This window comes from Natrialbaceae archaeon AArc-T1-2, from assembly GCF_030273315.1.
Classification (GTDB): Archaea; Halobacteriota; Halobacteria; order Halobacteriales; family Natrialbaceae; genus Tc-Br11-E2g1.
On record NZ_CP127174.1, the window covers coordinates 2,518,560 to 2,535,724 of the forward strand.

General features: G+C 66.4%; 19 protein-coding genes. 10 read left to right on the plus strand and 9 right to left on the minus strand.

Going from position 1 to position 17,165, the window contains the following annotated elements:
* Positions 1 to 16: 16 nt before the first annotated feature.
* The 3 genes from QQ977_RS12960 to QQ977_RS12970 form a co-directional block, all read right to left on the minus strand.
* The gene (locus QQ977_RS12960; RefSeq protein WP_285926193.1) at positions 17 to 367 is read right to left on the minus strand and encodes a helix-turn-helix transcriptional regulator; all 351 of its coding nucleotides are present in this window, start codon (positions 365 to 367) and stop codon (positions 17 to 19) included.
* Positions 368 to 448: 81 nt separating this feature from the next.
* The gene (locus QQ977_RS12965; RefSeq protein WP_285926194.1) at positions 449 to 1,204 is read right to left on the minus strand and encodes an NRDE family protein; all 756 of its coding nucleotides are present in this window, start codon (positions 1,202 to 1,204) and stop codon (positions 449 to 451) included.
* Positions 1,205 to 1,299: 95 nt separating this feature from the next.
* Positions 1,300 to 1,635, minus strand: coding sequence for an uS10/mL48 family ribosomal protein (locus QQ977_RS12970; RefSeq protein ID WP_285926195.1), 336 nt, complete (start codon positions 1,633 to 1,635; stop codon positions 1,300 to 1,302).
* 109 nt (positions 1,636 to 1,744) lie between these two features.
* Here QQ977_RS12970 and QQ977_RS12975 point away from each other — a divergent pair, with 109 nt between their 5' ends.
* The gene (locus tag QQ977_RS12975) at positions 1,745 to 2,182 is read left to right on the plus strand and encodes a bis(5'-nucleosyl)-tetraphosphatase (RefSeq protein ID WP_285926196.1); all 438 of its coding nucleotides are present in this window, start codon (positions 1,745 to 1,747) and stop codon (positions 2,180 to 2,182) included.
* Between the two features lie 62 nt (positions 2,183 to 2,244).
* Here the strand turns inward: QQ977_RS12975 and QQ977_RS12980 are convergent, their stop codons facing one another.
* Both QQ977_RS12980 and QQ977_RS12985 read right to left on the minus strand, forming a co-directional pair.
* Entirely contained in the window at positions 2,245 to 3,222 is a 978-nt protein-coding gene (locus QQ977_RS12980) for a radical SAM protein (protein WP_285926197.1), read from the minus strand.
* Between the two features lie 458 nt (positions 3,223 to 3,680).
* The gene (locus tag QQ977_RS12985; RefSeq protein ID WP_285926198.1) at positions 3,681 to 4,199 is read right to left on the minus strand and encodes a peptidylprolyl isomerase; all 519 of its coding nucleotides are present in this window, start codon (positions 4,197 to 4,199) and stop codon (positions 3,681 to 3,683) included.
* A 128-nt stretch (positions 4,200 to 4,327) separates the two neighbouring features.
* Here QQ977_RS12985 and QQ977_RS12990 point away from each other — a divergent pair, with 128 nt between their 5' ends.
* On the plus strand, positions 4,328 to 5,299 hold the full coding sequence (locus QQ977_RS12990; RefSeq protein WP_285926199.1) for a succinylglutamate desuccinylase/aspartoacylase family protein: 972 nt from the start codon (positions 4,328 to 4,330) through the stop codon (positions 5,297 to 5,299).
* On the opposite strand, the gene QQ977_RS12995 is transcribed toward QQ977_RS12990, so the two are convergent.
* On the minus strand, positions 5,300 to 8,374 hold the full coding sequence (locus QQ977_RS12995) for an FAD-binding and (Fe-S)-binding domain-containing protein (protein WP_285926200.1): 3,075 nt from the start codon (positions 8,372 to 8,374) through the stop codon (positions 5,300 to 5,302).
* A gap of 68 nt (positions 8,375 to 8,442) precedes the next feature.
* On the minus strand, positions 8,443 to 9,774 hold the full coding sequence (locus QQ977_RS13000) for an NUDIX domain-containing protein (protein ID WP_285926201.1): 1,332 nt from the start codon (positions 9,772 to 9,774) through the stop codon (positions 8,443 to 8,445).
* A gap of 61 nt (positions 9,775 to 9,835) precedes the next feature.
* Here QQ977_RS13000 and QQ977_RS13005 point away from each other — a divergent pair, with 61 nt between their 5' ends.
* The 4 genes from QQ977_RS13005 (at position 9,836) to QQ977_RS13020 (ending at position 12,666) form a co-directional block, all read left to right on the plus strand.
* On the plus strand, positions 9,836 to 10,333 hold the full coding sequence (locus tag QQ977_RS13005) for a metallophosphoesterase family protein (RefSeq protein ID WP_285926202.1): 498 nt from the start codon (positions 9,836 to 9,838) through the stop codon (positions 10,331 to 10,333).
* 131 nt (positions 10,334 to 10,464) lie between these two features.
* Positions 10,465 to 10,752 (plus strand): HalOD1 output domain-containing protein, encoded by a 288-nt coding sequence (locus QQ977_RS13010; RefSeq protein ID WP_285926203.1) that lies wholly within the window; start codon positions 10,465 to 10,467, stop codon positions 10,750 to 10,752.
* A 148-nt stretch (positions 10,753 to 10,900) separates the two neighbouring features.
* The gene (locus tag QQ977_RS13015) at positions 10,901 to 11,659 is read left to right on the plus strand and encodes a coenzyme F420-0:L-glutamate ligase (protein WP_285926204.1); all 759 of its coding nucleotides are present in this window, start codon (positions 10,901 to 10,903) and stop codon (positions 11,657 to 11,659) included.
* Positions 11,656 to 12,666: a 5,10-methylenetetrahydromethanopterin reductase gene (locus QQ977_RS13020; RefSeq protein ID WP_285926205.1), complete on the plus strand. Its 1,011-nt coding sequence runs from the start codon at positions 11,656 to 11,658 to the stop codon at positions 12,664 to 12,666. The genes QQ977_RS13015 and QQ977_RS13020 overlap by 4 nt, the downstream gene beginning before the upstream one ends.
* Here the strand turns inward: QQ977_RS13020 and QQ977_RS13025 are convergent.
* Positions 12,663 to 12,860, minus strand: a complete 198-nt coding sequence (locus QQ977_RS13025; RefSeq protein ID WP_285926206.1) for a hypothetical protein — start codon at positions 12,858 to 12,860, stop codon at positions 12,663 to 12,665. The two genes, QQ977_RS13020 and QQ977_RS13025, sit on opposite strands and share 4 nt — an antisense overlap.
* Before the next feature lie 159 nt (positions 12,861 to 13,019).
* Between QQ977_RS13025 and QQ977_RS13030 the strand changes: the two genes are divergently transcribed.
* From QQ977_RS13030 to QQ977_RS13040, 4 genes are all read left to right on the plus strand, one after another.
* Positions 13,020 to 13,532 carry a YbhB/YbcL family Raf kinase inhibitor-like protein gene (locus tag QQ977_RS13030; RefSeq protein ID WP_285926207.1) on the plus strand — a complete coding sequence of 171 codons (513 nt, stop codon included), beginning with the start codon at positions 13,020 to 13,022 and terminating at the stop codon, positions 13,530 to 13,532.
* The gene (locus QQ977_RS17350) at positions 13,529 to 13,717 is read left to right on the plus strand and encodes a DUF7573 domain-containing protein (protein ID WP_430540850.1); all 189 of its coding nucleotides are present in this window, start codon (positions 13,529 to 13,531) and stop codon (positions 13,715 to 13,717) included. Before QQ977_RS13030 ends, QQ977_RS17350 begins: the two co-directional genes overlap by 4 nt.
* 46 nt (positions 13,718 to 13,763) lie before the next feature.
* Positions 13,764 to 13,958: a cold-shock protein gene (locus tag QQ977_RS13035; protein WP_285926208.1), complete on the plus strand. Its 195-nt coding sequence runs from the start codon at positions 13,764 to 13,766 to the stop codon at positions 13,956 to 13,958.
* 174 nt (positions 13,959 to 14,132) lie between these two features.
* A complete protein-coding gene (locus QQ977_RS13040; RefSeq protein WP_285926209.1) occupies positions 14,133 to 14,774 on the plus strand; it encodes a hypothetical protein in 642 nt (213 codons plus the stop codon).
* Here the strand turns inward: QQ977_RS13040 and QQ977_RS13045 are convergent, their stop codons facing one another.
* A complete protein-coding gene (locus tag QQ977_RS13045) occupies positions 14,775 to 17,165 on the minus strand; it encodes a heavy metal translocating P-type ATPase (RefSeq protein ID WP_285926210.1) in 2,391 nt (796 codons plus the stop codon).

The window sequence follows — 17,165 nt, forward strand, 5'->3', positions numbered from 1 at the left end:
ACCGCCCGGCAGTGTCTCACTCCTCGTAGGCGAGATTCATGATCCACTGCGAGAAGGCGTCGCTGTTGGAATCGATCTCCTCTTCGCCGATAAACGGCGAGAGCATGTCGCCGGCCATAAGAAGCGTAAAGTCGAGGTCGCGAGCCGTCGGCGTGATGTAGTAGGTGTTGTGACCGTCGTAAATCGCCTCCTCGCGATCGACGAGCTCTTTCTCGACGAGCGATTCGACGATCCGACTTCCCTTCCGCGAGGAGACGTCGAGCTCTTTCCAGAAGTCGCTCTGGTGGATTCCGCCGGTCTCGCGGACGAGCGCGAGGCCGGCGCGTTCGTCCTCCGACAGTTCGGCTTCGATCTCCGCGACGCTCACGCGGACCACCTCGCGTTCGCGTCCGTGCTCGCCGCTACGGGAAGGAGTGCGTCCATGTGTGACTCACGGACGGCGACCTGCTTAAAACTGCCCTTCGAGGTCGACGTTGACGTCGACGCGCTCGTAGGTACTCCGACACGGCGGGCCGTCGGCGAACGCGTAGCCCGGATCGTCGCCGAGTACGATCAGCGACGAGGACGTCGTCCCGAAGCCGTTCTCGTGAAGACAGACGCCGTACTCGTGGTCGCCGAGCACCGACCGCGTGCGATCGAGCCACGGCTCGATGCCCTCGTCGGGTTCGGGCGCGAGAGCGTCCCGGACCGCCCGGGCGTTTTCGGCCTGCTCGGCTCCCAGCTCGGTCCGGCTCGCGGGGATCTCGACCCGGTCGTCGACGGCGACGTTGACGACGACGTGGACGCCCGGTTCGAAGTCGGTCCGTGCGAGCTCGCCGTCCCAGCCGAGCCAGACCGCTTCGGAGTCGTCCGCGACGACGAGGTTGAAGCCGGCGTACTCGTTCTCGGCAGTCGATCGCTCGACGGTTTGGACCGCCTCGCGGACGCTTTCACGCTCGAGGACGTCGGCGACCAGCAGTCCGCGCGAGCGCTCGCCGGCGAGGTCGACATCGTTCCAGCGGTTCGTGATTCCGGCGAAGAGCCCGTGTTCGTTGAACCCGATCCAGGTCCCGCCCGCCTTCGCGTCCCGGGGGGCGATCACCAGCGGCTCCTCGCTGTAGACGCCGGGGGGACGAGAGGGACGGTCACGGTATTCGTCGCGGTTGGCGGCGACGACGACCGGCGCGTCGTCGAAGACCCGCCACGCGAGGATGAGCGTGCACACGCTCGAGGGTAGTCACGACGCCCCTATATCAGTGTTGACCGCTCGCCGGCGTTCGAGTTCGAGGTCGGGGATGGACCGAAACGCCGACGCCGCGTTCAGTTTCCGCTTCCGGTTCCGTGAATCTGCTCGACTTCGGCTTCGATGTGTACTGAATCAGGAAAGTTCTGCGAGGCGATGTTTCGGGCGAGGTTGTCGTGACCGTGGATCTCGAGTTCGCGCGTGAAGACGGTGTAGCTCCACGAGGGGAACCGTCGTTCGTCGTCGGCGTGCAATCGGCAGTGCTGTGGGACGGTGAGGTCTTCGGGCGGATGCGAGTGCGGTCCTTTCAGCGCCGCACCTTTCTTCTCGGCCGTCGTCTTGATGTCGTCGACGATGCTATCGAGTGCGGCCCTGTCTCCGCTCTGGAGGGTAAGACGGGTGACGAACGTCATGGCTTGCTGTACACTCGTCCACGTCCGTGCCGTAAAAACCTGCTGAGACGCGCGTACGGCGGACGGGCAGTCCGATATTCTCTTAACGACTCATACGCTACGTTGAGTAATGGCAGTCGAAGCTACGAGCGCAGGCGCGATCCTCTTCCGCGACACGCGGGGCCGGCGCGAGTATCTTCTGCTCAAGAGCCGCCCCGGAGACTGGGAGTTCCCCAAGGGCGGTGTCGAAGGAGACGAAGAACTACAGCAGACGGCGATCCGCGAAGTAAAAGAAGAGGCAGGGATAGACCAGTTCCGACTCCTCGACGGCTTTCGCGAAGACTACGACTACGTCTTCGAGGCGAACGGCAAGACGATCCACAAGACCGTTCACCTCTTCATCGCGAAGTCCTACGAGGCGAGTGCGGAACTGTCGAACGAACATCGCGACCTGCAGTGGCGCGATTACGAACAGGCGGTAAACACCGTCACTCAGGACGGTCCGCGCGAGATCTTAGAACAGGCCCACGAGTATCTCGACGAACTCGAGGCCGACGGCGAGATCTGACCCGACGCCATCGGCGCTGACGGGGTCGACAGCAGCTGCTGTGTTCTGTCCCCGCGACGGTGTCAGCGTGACTCGAGCGCGCGAGCGTCGAACTCGAGTCGCTCGAGTCCGATCTCGCGGGCGTGGTCTATAACCGAGCGGTACTCCTCGGTAGTTACCTCCCGACCGATCTCCTCGTACCGTTGCTCGCGTGCGGCCTTGTAGTACGGCGTGTACTGGGCCATGACGTTGACGTAGGTCTCCGCCGAGAGCTCCTCGGCGACAAAGGAGAGCACCCGTTTCGCGCTCTCGACGTGATTCGGCATCACGAGGTGACGAACGAGCACCCCACCAGTTGCCAGCCCGTCGGCACCGATCTCGAGGTCGCCGACCTGGCGGTGCATCTCCCGTAGAGACGCTCTGACGTTCGTCCAGTAGTTCGGTGCCTTCGAGTACCTCGTCGCCGCGTCGTCGTCGCCCCACTTCACGTCGGGCATGTAGACGTCGACGATCCCCTCGAGTGCCTCGAGAATTTCGGGGCGTTCGTAGCCGCCACAGTTCCAGACGATCGGCAGGTCGAGTCCGCGTTCGTGAGCGATCCGGACGGCTTCGACCAGGTGTGGCGAGTGATGCGTCGGCGAGACGAAGTTGACGTTGTGACAGCCCTTCGATTGGAGTTCGAGGGCCATCTCGGCGATCTCCTCGGGCGTGGCGGATTCGCCCTGGGCCTCGTGGCTCGTTTCGAAGTTCTGACAGAACACACAGGTCATGTTACAGTTAGCGAGAAAGATCGTCCCGCTGCCGTGGCTTCCGCGGATGGGATCTTCCTCGCCGAAGTGTGCGAAGTGCGCGGAGACGGACGCGGTATCGTCGACTCGACACGCCCCGATCCGGCCGTCGGTTCGGTCGACGCCACAGTCGTACGCACAGAGATCACAGTCGGCGTATCGCTCCCACAGCGAGTCGGATCGGCGCTCGAACTCCGCCTCGGAGAGCGTTTGGTAGTTCGGAGTGGCGGGGTTGCCGGCGATCGAACCGCCGGATCCCGTGAATCGTCGCATGGACTGCCTACCCCGTGGACGAATTTGATCCTTTCGCCGCTAAAACGGTGTGTCACGGCTGGTTCGATCAGTCGAAGTGACTGTACGAACACCGAGAACCGACGGCCGAGACGAAACCGTCCTCGCTGTCGGTGTGGCTGCTCGAGTCCCGACGCGTCGGCCGATGCCACCAAACGTCTTTGGAACAGCGTTGATTGGGATCACCGACGATGTCTCAATCGTGATGGTCTCACGAGAACAAAAACGAAAAGGCGTGGCGATCTGTGAACGCTGTCAGTCGCCACACGCGGCCCGTATCTGGCCGAACGGACGGATCCATCTGATCGGATCCGGGACTAGTTGTACGTGCGGAAGTGACGACCTTCGGCTGGTGAACTGAACCTGCACGCGCCGAACGCTCTACAGCGGTACGACCGTCGACGATCGGTTGTGAATGCAAACCGCGTTTTCTAGCAGTATCAGTCCCGGTGGACGGTGACCGACTCGAGCAGGATGTCCTGGGCGGGGCGGTCGTTGGCGTCGGTCTTGGCCGAGCCGATCTCGCGGACGACGTCCATGCCGTCGGTGACCTTCCCGAAGACGGCGTGGCGGCCGTCGAGGTGTGACTGGGCGTCGAGCGTGATGAAAAACTGTGAGCCATTGGTGTTCGGCCCCGAGTTCGCCATCGAGAGGATACCCTCGTCGTCGTGACGGAGTTCGTCGTGGAACTCGTCGTCGAACTGGTAGCCTGGACCGCCACGGCCTGTTCCAGTCGGATCGCCGGTCTGGATCATGAAGTCGTCGATGATGCGGTGAAAGAGGACGTCGTCGTACAGGGGTTCGCCCTCGATCGTTTCGCCGGTCTCGGGGTCGGTCCACTCCCGCTCGCCCGTCGCGAGTCCGACGAAGTTCTCGACCGTCCGCGGTGCGCGCTCGTCGTAGAGTTCGACGTCGATGTCGCCTTTGCTCGTCTGCAGCGTCGCCGTGAGATCACTCATACGTCGGGCGACGACGGGATAGGTGAAAACGATGGTGGTATGAGTCGATCGACCGGGACGCGGATCGCCGTCGTATCGGCTGCTCCCTCACGTACATGTTCCTGGCCGTGGTCGACTTCCCCGTGAACATGAGTTCCGGAACGCACGCGACGGACGAGGTGACGCTCGCGACGCTTCCCTCTGGCGTCGCGGTCACGACGACCGTCCACACCTACGACGGGGCTGCTGACGGTCCGACGCTGTACGTACAGGCAGCCCAGCACGGTCGCGAGGTAAACGGGACCGAGCTCCTGCGGCGGTTCGATGAACGTTTCTCGCCCGCCTCGCTCTCCGGAACCGTGATCGCCGTCCCCGTCGCGAACCCGCTCACGTTCGATCGAGTCTCCTACACTACGCCCGAGATCTTAGACAGCGTCAACCCGAACATGAACCGCGTCTGGCCCGGCGACGACGCCGGGAGCCTCCACCAGCGAATGGCCGCGACGCTCTGGGAGTACGTCGTAAGCGCCGACGCCGTCGTCGACCTTCACACCGGCAGTCCCGACATGCTTCCACACGTCGTTTACCCGGACGGCGACGACGACGCCCGCACGCTTGCGGCGGCGTTCGGTACTGACCTCCTGCTCGCCGAGCCGGCCGGCGACGACGCGTCCGTGGCGTGGCATCAGCGTGGCTTCGACGGCAAGCTCCGCGTCGCCGCCGCGCGAGAAGGGATCACCGCGATCACGCCCGAGCTCGCCTACAACAGACGAATCCTCGAGGACGTCGTCGACGCCGGCGTCGAGGGGCTGTTCGACGTCCTTCGACAGGTCGGGATGCTCGAGGGCGAGCCGGCCGAGTGGGACGGGACGCTCGCGCACAACCACCTCGGTCAGGTTCCGGCGAGCGCCTCGGGGCTGTTCCGGCCGAACCCGTCGCTCGAGCTCGGCCAGCACGTCACCGAAGGTGTCGACCTCGGCACCGTCTACGATCCGGCGAGCTACGAGTCGCTTCAGCACGCAACGGCTGGCCGGGAGGGTATTCTGTACACGCTCACCCGCGAGGCGACAGTCGTCGAGGGGGACAAACTCGCGAGCGTGGCGGTGCTCGAGGTGTCGTAGTCACGCGAGCGCGTCTGCGAGCAGTTCGATCGGCGTCGGGGGACTCTCGCTCGCACCAGGGCGATGGGCGAGTTGCGTGCGACAGGACGCGCCGGGAGCGACGACCCGCTCGCCGTCGCTGCCGTCGACCTGGTCGTAGAGGATCGCAGCGATAGCGTCGCTCATCGAGGCGTGTTCGGCCTCGTAGCCGAAGCTGCCGGCCATCCCACAGCAGCCCGAATCGAGCGGATCGACCTCGTAGCCCGCTCGACGGAGGACGCCCACGGCGTGATGGTCTTTCGCCGTTGCCTTCTGGTGGCAGTGGCCGTGATACGTAAGCGAGTCCTCGACGGCGGCGAACTCGATTGCCTCGTCCAGTCGGAACGTATCGAGGTACTCACAGACGCCGTAGACGTTCCCGGCGAGGATGTGGGTGTCCTCGCCGGCGAGCAGATCGAGGTAGTCCGACTGGAACATGACCGCGTCGGAGGGCTCGATCACGACGACGTCCCACCCCTCCTCGATCAGCGGGACGAGTCCGTCGACGTTCTCGCGGGCGGTCTCGCGAGCCTCGTCGAGCAAGCCCTTCGAGAACGCGGGCCGGCCCGTATCGCCCAGTCCGTCGGGGACGGTGACGTGGACGCCCGCGGCCTCGAGGACGCACACGGCGGCTTTCCCGGCGTCGGGGTTGCTGTAGTTCGTGTACGTGTCGGGGTAGACGACGGCTGTGCGGTCCGCCTCGGCCTCGCTCATCCGCGAGCCGCCTCGCTTCGCGAACCAGTCACGGAACGTGTCGGCGTAGAAACGAGGCAGCGGCCGGTCGGCGTCGATCCCGACGGTCTTCTCGAGCAGCCAGCGCGCGCCGGGTAGCTTCGCCGCAGCGTTCGAGACAGGAGCGAACCGGCTCCCGAGCCGGGAGAGGTCGTGGACGTTCGCGAAGAGGCGATCTCGCACCGTCGCGCCGTTTCGCTCGTGGTACTCGTGAGTCACCTCGGCTTTGAGCTTGGCCATGTCGACCTCGCTCGGGCAGTCGATGGCACAGCCCTTGCAGCCGATACAAAGCGCCAGCACCTCCTCGACGAACTCGTCCGTGAAGGCCTCCTCCGGCGGGAGGTCGCCGCTCATCGCCTGTCGGAGAGCGTTCGCTCGCCCGCGAGTGCTCGCGATCTCCTCGCGACTCGCCCGGTAGGTCGGACACATCACGCCGCCGGTCGTTTCCTGCTCGCCCCGACAGCCGCCACAGCCGTGACAGAGCTCGACCATCCCCTGGAAGCCGTTGTCACACTCCCAGTTGAGTTCGGGCGAGAAGCCCGATTCGAACGCGTAGTCGGGCCCGAACCGGTGGTTCTCGGTCATGTCGGTCGGGTCGTCCTCGCGGAAGACGACCTGCCCCGGATTGAGCAGCCAGTCGGGGTCGAACGCCGTCTTCAGCGACTGGAAGGTCTCCCAGATCTGGTCGCCGTACAGTTTCCGGTTCCACTGGGTCCGGGCGCGGCCGTCGCCGTGTTCGCCCGAGACCGAGCCGTCGTACTCGACGACGAGGTCGGTGGCGGCGTCGGTGAGCGACTCCATGTCCTCGAGTCCGGCCTCCGTTTTCGTGTTCACGAGCGGCCGAATGTGGAGCACGCCCGGCCCGGCGTGGGCGTAGAAGCTGGCGTAGGTGTCGTGGGCCTCGAGGACGGCCTGGAAGTCGGCGACGAACTCGGGGAGGTTCTCCGGCGGGACGGCCGTGTCCTCGATGAAGGCGACGTGTTTCTCGTCGGTCGTCCGCGAGAGCAAAATCGGCAGCCCGGACTTGCGGAGCTTCCAGATCTTCGTGCGACTCTCGGCGTCGTGGGCCTCGAGCGCGTCGAAAGCGTAGGTGCCCGCCTCGAGGCTCACCCGCTCTCGCTCGGGATCGGGGTCGCCCTCGGGCTCGACGCCCGGACAGCGATCCGCGAGCAGGTTCGCGACCGTCCGTCTTCCGTCGGCGTCGTCCTCGGCGTAGAACTCGACGAGCAAGACGGCACCCGTCCCCTCGGGAAGCATCCGGGTCACGGGGACGAACTCGGCGCTGTCGCGCGCGAGGTCGATGAGCACGTCGTCTAACACTTCGACGGCCGCGGGATCGTGCTCGACGATCGGGGCGACGTCTTCCATCGCGTCGATGATCGTCTCGTAGGCGAGCAACGCCATCCCCTTCGTTTCGGGAACCGGCTCGAGGGCGACTGTCGCCTCGGTGACGATCGCGAGCGTTCCCTCGCTACCACAGAGCAGTTTCGCGAGGTTGACCGTCCCGCCGGACGCGTCCGGTTCGCCCGTGCCACGCGCTGCACCGCGGGCGTCCGCGACCAGCCAGTCGAGGTTGTACCCCGAGACGTTCCGTTTCAGGTCGGGGTAGACCGCCTCGATCAGGTCCCCCTCTTCGTCGAGGATACGGGCGACTTCGGCGTAGATCCGAGCTTCGAGGTCCGCCGTGCCCGCGTGCTCGCGGAGTTCCTCAAGGGTGACCTCGCCGAAGGTCGTGACGGTGCCGTCGGCGAGGACGACCTCGCACTCTTCGACGTAGGCGTCGGTCTTGCCGTACTGCAAGGAGTGTGCACCCGTGGAGTTGTTACCGATCGCACCGCCCAGCGCACTCTTATCGCCCCACGCCGGATCGGGGGCGAACTTCAGCCCGTGGGGGGCGAGTTCCTCGTTGAGTGACTCGAGGCGGACGCCGGGTTCGGCGGTCGCGGTCCGGGCGTCGGGATCGATATCGCACACGTCGTCCATATACCGGCTGAAATCGAGGACGACGGCCTCGTTGACCGTCTGGCCTGCGAGACCCGTGCCGCCGCCGCGCGGGAGTACCGGGATCTCCCGCCGGGCACAGTACTCCATCACTTCGACGACGTCGTCGGTCGACGTCGGGAAGACGACGCCGATCGGGGTAATCTCGTAGATGCTGGCGTCGGTGGCATACAGCTCCCTGGAGTATGAATCGAAGCGAACGTCGCCCTCGACGACGCGCTCTAGGTCCGCGACGAGTCCCGGCCGGTCGACGTCGTCGCTCCGGTAGTCGTAGGTGACGCGGTCGTCCTCCTCGGGCGGATGCGGCGGCCGGTCTGTTGCCATGGTGGTCTCGAGTCGGTTACCCGGAGGGATGCAAGCGGTCGGCAAAAGGTCGGCGGTTCGCGCTCCCGTCACTCGGTCGCTTGCCCGTCTTGCGTCCAATCCTCGAGCGCACGCAGTTCCTCGGCAACGTCGCCGATCGCCGCCGTCGGGAGCGTTCCACGTTCGGTGACGACGCCGGTGACGCAGTCTGCGGGCGTCACGTCGAACGTGGGGTTCAACACGTCGAGGTCGGCGTCGCCGTCGTAGACCGCTCCCCGGGAGCCGGACTCGAGGTTGACGTCCGTCCGGGTCGAGACCTTGTCCGTGGCGGCGACGGCGTAGACGGGAACGCCCTCGCGGGCCGCAGCGAGCGCCAGGACTCGCGTGCCGGTCTTGTTCACGACGCGGCCGTCGGGCAAGACGGTGTCGGCGCCGACGAGTACGCAGTCGATCGGTTCCCGCGAGAGGACGTGTGCCATCGCCGCATCCGTATGAAGCGTCACTGACCACTCGTCGGCGAGTTCCTCGGCGACGGCCCGCCCCTCACACAGGGGTCGGGACTCGGCGAGGTAGATTCGATCGGGGTCGGCGGCCGCGAGCGCCGCGAGAACCGTCCCCGAGCGCGAGAGCGTCCCAACGACTCCGCCGACGTGTTCGCTCGCGTTCGATGCGGCCGCCTCGTCGGCCTCGAGCGCGCGATCGATCCCCTCGAGTGCGGCCTCGTGGACGGCCGTCGCGTCCGCGCCGTCGGCTTCGGCCTCGGTCATCGCCCGGTTGACCCGGTTTCGGAGAACGGCCATCGAGGGACGAGCCTCGAGCAGTCGGCGTGCGAGTGCGGCGAGTTCGTCCCACTCGGCGTCGGTATCCTCGTCTCCGTCTCGCTCTCGGTCGTGGCGTCGCTCGCGAACCAGCAAGCCGGCCCGATCACGCAGGACCTCGAGGGCGCGGATCGAGAGGAATGCCGCGCCGTGGTCGTCGTCGGCCGCGATCGAACGGACGGTGGGCGCGACCCGTTCGTAGACCTCCCAGAGCTTCGGGACCGTCTCACGGTCGTCCTCGAGGATCGCCGTCGGCGAAACCCACTCGTAGTCGTCGTGTTCCTCGCTCAGAGTGACCTCGCGGGAACCACACTCGAAGAGAGACGGGTGGACGGCCCACTCCCGGCCGAGGTCAGGATCGTCGAACTGGACGGGCCGGGCCGAACGAACCAGCGAAACCTCGTCCTCGAGGCCGGTCTCTTCGGCGATTTCGACGCGAACCTGCTCGTCGGGTTCGCCCTCCGCGAAGCCGGAGACGCCGCCCCACCGGCCCGTGTAGGTGCCGACCGCGTCGCTTCGGCACAACAGCAGTACCTCGCCTCGATTGTGCAAGAACGCGGTGACGACGTGGGTCGGATCGTCGCGTTCGTGGCTCTCGGTCATACGCGAGGCGACGGGCGCTCGCGGGGAATCGCTTTCGGGGATCGACGCCGTACGGGCGACTATGCCACGAGTCGCGATACTCGGCGACACGCACGTTCCGTCCCGGGCCGACGAGATTCCGGCCTGGGTCGCGACCGAGATCGAACGCGCCGATCACGCGATCCACACCGACGACTTCGACTCGCCGGCGGCGTACGAACGGATCGACGCGCTCGCAGACGGCGACCTGACGGCCGCTCGCGGGAACATGGATCCCGCCTCGTTGGGGCTGCCAACGGCGACGACGCTCGAGGCCGGCGACGTCACCTTCGTCGTCACCCACGGCACCGGCGACCCCGCGGGCTGGTACGACCGCGTCGTAGCGACCGTCCACGAGCAAGCGGGGCCGGACGCGATCGGCGTCGCCGGCCACACCCACGAGGTGGTCGACGAGACCGTCGACGGCGTCCGGATCTGTAACCCCGGCAGCGCGACCGCGGCGAGTCCGGCCGACCGCGAGACGATATTCGTCGCCGACGTGGCGGGAGGCGACGTCGAACTCGAGTTACGGACCGGCTGACATCCTCCAGACGGCTAAAGCAGATGGGCTTTCGCCTCGATACCACTGTAACCGCTTCCGTTCCGATGAACTCTTCTTCGGTTTCGGTCAGTTTACTAGCTCTTATATACAGTTACGTGGACGAGCAGTTCATGTCCGAAGAGACGCCAGTTAGCCTTCGAATCGTCCGGGCGGTTGCTACACGCGAGGGTATCGATCCGGCGGAACTCCGGCCACCGCTTCACGACGTCGTCGACACGGACGCACTCGAGGCGCTGTTTGCCGACCCAGAGCGAGCCGGGACGGTCGAATTTACCTATCGCGGCTACGACGTCGCCGTCGAGCGCTCGGGCGACGTTCGGGTAACGGACGCGGATCTCGCTTCCAACGTGACCACGTCTCCGTCTTCGTCACCGTCGCAGGACGTCGTCGAAAACTGACTCATACGGACCGTTGTCCGTCTGTCCCGGCGCAACCGCGACCGTTCTGCGGGTGCACCGGGACATCGGTACAGCAATCCGTATCACTCCCCTCGGCTGTCGTCTCCGGTGACGGTGCGCTTTTGAGGCCGCTTTCCTACCTCCGAGTATGAAGCTACACGCCGTACCGGATCTGCCGGAGATCCGTCCCGGCGACGACCTCGCTACCCTCGTCGCCGACCGGGTCGACCTCGAGGACGGCGACGTCCTGACGGTCGCGAGCACGGTCGTCTCGAAAGCCGAGGGGCGGACCGCCGACCTCGCCGAGTTTCCCGCGAGCCCGCGAGCCCGCGAGATCGCATCCCGACTCGAGGCGATCACGGGCGAGCAAAAAGACCCCAGGTTCGCTCAGGCCGTCCTCGAGGAGAGTACCGAGTTACTGATGGAGGCTCCGTTCCTCCTCACCGAGACGCGGTTCGGCCACGTCGGCGTCAACGCGGGGATCGATCGATCAAACGTGCCCGAGCACGACCTGCTATTGTTGCCGAAACGCCCGAGCGAGAGCGCAGCGCGGATCCGTGCCGGGCTCCCCGCGGACGTCGCGGTGATCGTCACCGACACCTGCGGACGGCCGTTTCGACACGGTCAACGCGGCGTCGCGCTCGGCTGGGCCGGGATGCCAGCGAGCCGGGACTGGCGGGGCGAACGCGACCGCGACGGCCGCGAACTCGGCGTCACTGTCCAGTCCGTCGTCGACGAACTCGCCGCGGCGTCGAACCTCGTGACCGGCGAGGGTGCAGGTGGCACGCCCGCCGTCGTCGTCCGCGACTGGGCGTTCGGCGACCTCGAGGGCAGCGACGAACTGTTCCGGGAGGTCGAAACTGACTTCGTTCGCCAGGCGCTACGGGGGTGGCAGTACGAGCAATGACGGACTACGTCTCACCGCCCGACCGACCCACGCGGGCGATCGAACTCACGCCAGAACACCCTCCCGAGCGGATCGCGACCCTGGCCGCACGCGCCGAGGAAGAGGGGTTCGACGCCGCCTTCACGAGCAGTCACTACTTCAACCGCGACCCGTTCGTCACGCTGTCGCGGATGGCCGAGGCGACCGACGAGTTGCGACTCGGGCCGGGCGTCGTCAACCCCTACGAGTCCCACCCCGTGAGCCTCGCCGCCCGGACCGCGACGATCGACGAGATAAGCGACGGCCGCGCCCTCTTCGGTATCGGTGCCGGCGACCGCTCGAGCCTCTCGAATCTCGGCATCGAACGCGACCGGCCGCTCCGGCGCGTCCTCGAGAGCTTCCGGCTCGCTCGAAAGCTGTGGGCCGGTGAGACGGTCACCCACGAGGGAACGTTCACCGCTCGGGACGCCTCGCTGAACCTCCCGTCCCGCGAGATCCCGGTCTACGTCGGCGCACAGGGGCCGCACATGCTCCGGATGAGCGCGAAACACGGCGATGGCGTCCTCGTCAACGCCTCACACGAGCGCGACCTCGAGTGGGCCGCGGGCCAACTCGAACAGGGACTTACGGAACGGCCCGACGAGCGCGGTCCCTTCGAGTCACTGGCGTTCGCGAGCGTTAGCGTCGCCGCGACCGAGGACGCGGCACGCGAGGCGGCCCGTCCGCCCGTCGCCTTCATCGTCGGCGGCGCGGCCGAGCCGGTGCTCGAGCGTCACGACGTCGATCGCGAGGCCGCAGAAAGCGTCAGCGATGCCCTAGAGCGTGGCGATCTCCAGGAGGCGTTCGGGCACGTCACGCCGGCGATGATCGATTCGTTCTGTATTGCCGGGACGACGGAGACAGTCGCGGATCGGTTCGAGGCGGCACTCGAACACGTCGACGGGATCGTCGTCGGCTCGCCGCTCGGACCGGACCTCGACGAGGCGGTCGTCCGTGCGGGCGAGGCTCTCGAGCGAGCGACGGATTAACTCGAACTCGAGGTCACGAGGCTACCGAGTGCACCGAGCGTGAGCAGACCGAAGACGCCGACGCTGAAAATAATCAAAAGCATGCCGGCGGCGACCAGGATCGGCGCGAGGCCCTCGCCCATCGCGATGTCGGCGAAGTACTCGTTCATCTCGACGATGTTCTCGACGATGACGTTCAGCGCGATCGGGTTCATGTTCGCGGGTTGTAACCGGGAGTACTTGGCCGTGCCGGTCTCGTGGTCGGGGTAGAGACGACCCCGACCGTCGGTTCGGTACTCGTCGTTGACAGGTCAGCGCGTACCGTAATCACTAAGACGATGAGTTGCGGATTTCCGACACGAGGGGAGAGACAGATGTCAACGATACTCGATGGCGAGATGGAACAGCAAGGCGATCTCGAGTTGACCAGTCCCGCGTTCGACGACGGAGACGGAATGCCCGACTCGGTGGGATACGTCAACGAGAACGCGAATCCCGAACTCGAGATCTCGGGCGTACCGGACGAGGCCGAGTCGCTCGTGCTGGTGATGGACGATCCCGAAGCTCAGCCCGTCGCAGGCCACACGTGGGATCACTGGCTGGCCTGGAACATCGATCCCGACATCGGTACGATCCCGGAAGGGTGGGACGCCGACGGCGCGGTCGAAGGCTACAACGACTACGTCGAACAGGGCTACGGCGGCCCGTCGCCACCGGAGGGAAGCCACGACTACCGGTTCAAGCTCGTGGCGCTCGATACCGAACTCGAGACGCCGGCAGAGACCCGCAAGGCGCGGCTGGGCTCGACGATCGCGATGGAGGCAACGGTGCTGGCCTCGACCCAGCTCGTCGGTGCGTACGACGCCGAGCAGGGAACCGCCTTCTGACCGAGGGTGACGAATCACAGCCGAACGACGACTCGGCCGAGCGACCGTCCGAAGCCGTCGAGCCGTCCGTCCCGACGGCCGCGTACGGCGAGTACACCTGCAAGCGCTGTCAGACGACCGTCGAGCGGGGCTGGCGAGACGAGGAGGAGAAGGGATACGTCTGTTCGAGCTGTGAATCGTGGTAACCCGTCCAGAAGCTTTATGCATACCACGGGACTTTGTTCACATGCAATGGCGAAAGGTACGGTCGCATTCTTCAACGACACTGGCGGTTACGGCTTTATCGAGAGTGACGATGCGGACGAGGACGTGTTCTTCCACATGGAGGACGTTGGCGGTCCGGACCTCGAAGAGGGTCAGGAACTCGAGTTCGAAATTGTCGAAGCGGAGAAGGGCCCGCGCGCGACCAACGTCGAGCGCCTGTAAGACGGCCCAGTAGAGGTATCGTTTTCCGATCGCTGCGTCGATAGCGTAGCGACCCGTTTCTCGAGCCGGCGTTCGTGATCGAGTGCGGGAGTGATACGGGTTGCTGTCGAGGGTCAAGTTTCAACCGTGTGGTCGTCGTAGGTCCGTCGCCACCCGAACCCGAGTGATCTTGCTATGACCGAAGACAACACCGCGGCCGGTGACGTATCGGGCGGTTACACGACCGAACGCGACGACAGGTCGACGTTCGAGACGGTCTCGTCGGCGGCGTCGAACGGCACGCTGGCGCTGCTTGCCGGAGGGGTGATGCTTACGAGCGGCCTGCGGGCGCTGGCCAGGCGTCGTGTCGGGGGAGTTCTGAAACTTGGCGTCGGTGCGGCTCTCGTCGGCGTCGGTCTCCGTCAACGTCGCTCGAGCGGCGAGGACGAGGGGCCGATGGCGACAGAACGCGAGCCTGCGGGCGAGGGCAGGATCGACACCACCGACGTCACGTTCGGGGAGGGCAAGGAGCCGCGATCGAAGCCGGACCTCGAGGGGGATGCAGACGATCCGCGACGCGACACCGACGACGAACCCGTCGAGATCGATCTCTCGCCGTCTGCGACCGCCGACGAGCCGGGCGAGGCGGTCGGTCCCGATCCTGAACAGGCCCAGCCGACCCGGACCGAGGATACAGAGCCCGAGGAGAGCCCCGACGAGGACGTCTCACACCGCGAGGCGGACGTTCCCGACGCGGAATCGGAGTCGGAATCGGACGATTCCGCCGAAGAAACCGATGCAGCGGCCGACGAGGACGAAGAGACCGACGACTCCTGATCACCGCTTCGGCCCGAGCGATCGCGAGGAGTTGAGCACGACGAGGATGCTGCTCGTCGCCATCGCGACCGCCGCAAACAGCGGATTCAACAGCCCGGTTACTGCGAGCGGAATCGCGACCGCGTTGTAGACGAACGCCCAGCCGAGGTTCTGACGGATGCGGCTGTGGGTGTCGCCGGCGATCTCGAGCGTCTCGGCGACCGACCCGAGGTCGTCGGAGACGATCACGGCGTCGGCGGCGTCGGTCGCGAGTTTCGTCCCGCTGCCAAGTGCGATGCCGACGTCGGCGGCGGCGAGTGCCGGCGCGTCGTTGCTCCCGTCGCCGACCATCGCGACCGTCCCGCGAGACCGGAGTCGGCGAACGGTTTCGGCTTTCGCCTCCGGTGGAACGCCGGCGAAGACGTCGTCGACGCCCTCGACGTCACGGAAGCGATCGGCAGCTGCACCCTCGTCGCCGGTGATGACGACGACCTCGCGACCAGCGGCGACGGTTTCGACCGCGTCTTTCCACTCCTCGCGGGGCGCGTCGCCGACGACGATCACGCCCCGGGTTCGGTCGCCCCAGCCCACGGCGACCGGGACGTCACCGTCGGCGTTTGCGCTCTCGATTTGCGTCCGGAGTTCGTCGGGAATCGAGAGGCCGTGTCCGGCGACGAACTCGGGGTGGCCGACGACGACGCGGTCGCCCTCGACGCGGCCGGCGACGCCCCGGCGATCCCGTTCGAAGCCGTCGACGTCGGCGCTCGTCTCGGGAGCGTGCTCGGCGATCGCTCCCGCGACCGGGTGCTCGGAGAGGCGTTCGACCGCCCCGGCCCGCTCGAGCACGTCGTCTCCGTCCTCGCCGTCTCCGGTGTCGACCGTCTCGACGGTCATCGAACCCGTCGTGAGCGTCCCCGTCTTGTCTACGGCGACGACGTCGACGTCGGGGGCGTCCTCGAAGATCGTCTCGGCGGCGATGACGATCCCTCGCTTCGCGGCCGATTGGACCCCGGAGGCGATCGCAAGCGGCGTCGCCAGCCCGAGCGCACAGGGACAGGAGACGATCAACACGGTCAGTCCGACCAGAAGCGCGGTCGTCGGACTCGAGCCGAGTGCGAGCGTCGCCGCCGTCGCGATCGTCGCGACGACGATCACGAGCGGGACGAAGATCGTCGCGAGTTTGTCGGCGAGTCGCTGGACGCCCGGTCGCGAACTCTGGATCGTCCAGAGGAGATCGACGAGCCGATCCAGCGTGCTTTCTGCGCCCTCGCCGACCTCGACGACCAGCGGTGCGTCGGTGACGACGGTCCCGCCGCGAACCGGATCGCCCGGTTCCTTCCCGACGGGGAGTGACTCGCCGGTCACGAGCGACTCGTCGACCGCGGCCTCTCCTTCGGAGACCATCCCGTCGAGCGGAACCCGTTCGCCGGGACGAACGAGTAGGTTCTCGCCCGGCTCGACGTCGGCGACTGGGACCGTCTCGCCGTTTTCTCGCCTCGCTTCGTCGACTTGCTGTTCGGTCAGATCGGACAGGAGGCCGCCGGCCCGGCGCTTGACGACGCTCTCGTAGTAGGTGCCGCCGGTCACGACCAGGATGATCGCAACCGTGACGTCGAAATAGAGGTCCGTCCGGCCGACGGCCATCGCGAGCGTGCTGTAGGCGTACGCCGCAGTCGCCGCGACCGAGACCAGCAGGTCCATGTTCGGCATCCCTGCCCGCAGGCTCACGTACGCCCCCCGCAGGATCGGGTAGCCGGTGTAAAAGAGCACGAACGAGGTCATCAGCCAGATGTTCGCGAAGATGTAGAGCCGGTCGTAACTGCCGAGTTCGACGACGGGCTCGTAGCCGAAGTACGTCGGGTACAGAAAGAGGACGTACCACATCATCGCCATCATCCCGAACAGACCGCCGCCGACGAGAAACTTCACGAGCGCGGCGTCCCGTCCCTCGCCGCCGTCGGCGTCGTCGCGCTCGCGTGCGGTGTAGCCGAACCCCGAGACGATCTCCGGAAGGTCACGTTCGTCGACCGCGTCCGGATCGTAGGCGACGCGGACGGCGTCGCTCGCGTAACTCGCCTCGGCGGCGTAGACGCCCTCGGTGGCCGTTGCTCGTCCCTCGATGAACGCCTCGCAGGTCGCACAGTGCATCCCCTCGACCGAGAGGAAGGCGGTGTCGCCACCGGCGGACTCGAGGTCACGGTCGCGGTCGGCGTCGTCCTCGAGGGCTCGGTCGACCGCTGCGGCCTCGTCGTCGTCGACGTCCCCGAGCGCGCGATGGACCTCGAGACAGCCCCGACAGCAGAACCGCCCCTCGACGTCGTCGTCGGTGATCGGCTCCTCCGGCGTCGGAAGCTCACACAGCGTACACTGGCCGGCCTCCTCGCTAGCGTGTGACTGGAGATCGTGGCTCAT

Coding starts and splice junctions, on each gene's coding strand:
- QQ977_RS13000 (WP_285926201.1), bottom strand. CDS start 9,774: ATGACCGAGAGCCACGAACGCGACGATCCGACCCACGTCGTCACCGCG.
- QQ977_RS12990 (WP_285926199.1), top strand. CDS start 4,328: ATGAGTTCCGGAACGCACGCGACGGACGAGGTGACGCTCGCGACGCTT.
- QQ977_RS12995 (WP_285926200.1), bottom strand. CDS start 8,374: ATGGCAACAGACCGGCCGCCGCATCCGCCCGAGGAGGACGACCGCGTC.
- QQ977_RS13025 (WP_285926206.1), bottom strand. CDS start 12,860: ATGAACCCGATCGCGCTGAACGTCATCGTCGAGAACATCGTCGAGATG.
- QQ977_RS13030 (WP_285926207.1), top strand. CDS start 13,020: ATGTCAACGATACTCGATGGCGAGATGGAACAGCAAGGCGATCTCGAG.
- QQ977_RS13015 (WP_285926204.1), top strand. CDS start 10,901: ATGAAGCTACACGCCGTACCGGATCTGCCGGAGATCCGTCCCGGCGAC.
- QQ977_RS13020 (WP_285926205.1), top strand. CDS start 11,656: ATGACGGACTACGTCTCACCGCCCGACCGACCCACGCGGGCGATCGAA.
- QQ977_RS12985 (WP_285926198.1), bottom strand. CDS start 4,199: ATGAGTGATCTCACGGCGACGCTGCAGACGAGCAAAGGCGACATCGAC.
- QQ977_RS13045 (WP_285926210.1), bottom strand. CDS start 17,165: ATGAGCCACGATCTCCAGTCACACGCTAGCGAGGAGGCCGGCCAGTGT.
- QQ977_RS12970 (WP_285926195.1), bottom strand. CDS start 1,635: ATGACGTTCGTCACCCGTCTTACCCTCCAGAGCGGAGACAGGGCCGCA.
- QQ977_RS13035 (WP_285926208.1), top strand. CDS start 13,764: ATGGCGAAAGGTACGGTCGCATTCTTCAACGACACTGGCGGTTACGGC.
- QQ977_RS13005 (WP_285926202.1), top strand. CDS start 9,836: ATGCCACGAGTCGCGATACTCGGCGACACGCACGTTCCGTCCCGGGCC.
- QQ977_RS13010 (WP_285926203.1), top strand. CDS start 10,465: ATGTCCGAAGAGACGCCAGTTAGCCTTCGAATCGTCCGGGCGGTTGCT.
- QQ977_RS12980 (WP_285926197.1), bottom strand. CDS start 3,222: ATGCGACGATTCACGGGATCCGGCGGTTCGATCGCCGGCAACCCCGCC.
- QQ977_RS12975 (WP_285926196.1), top strand. CDS start 1,745: ATGGCAGTCGAAGCTACGAGCGCAGGCGCGATCCTCTTCCGCGACACG.
- QQ977_RS13040 (WP_285926209.1), top strand. CDS start 14,133: ATGACCGAAGACAACACCGCGGCCGGTGACGTATCGGGCGGTTACACG.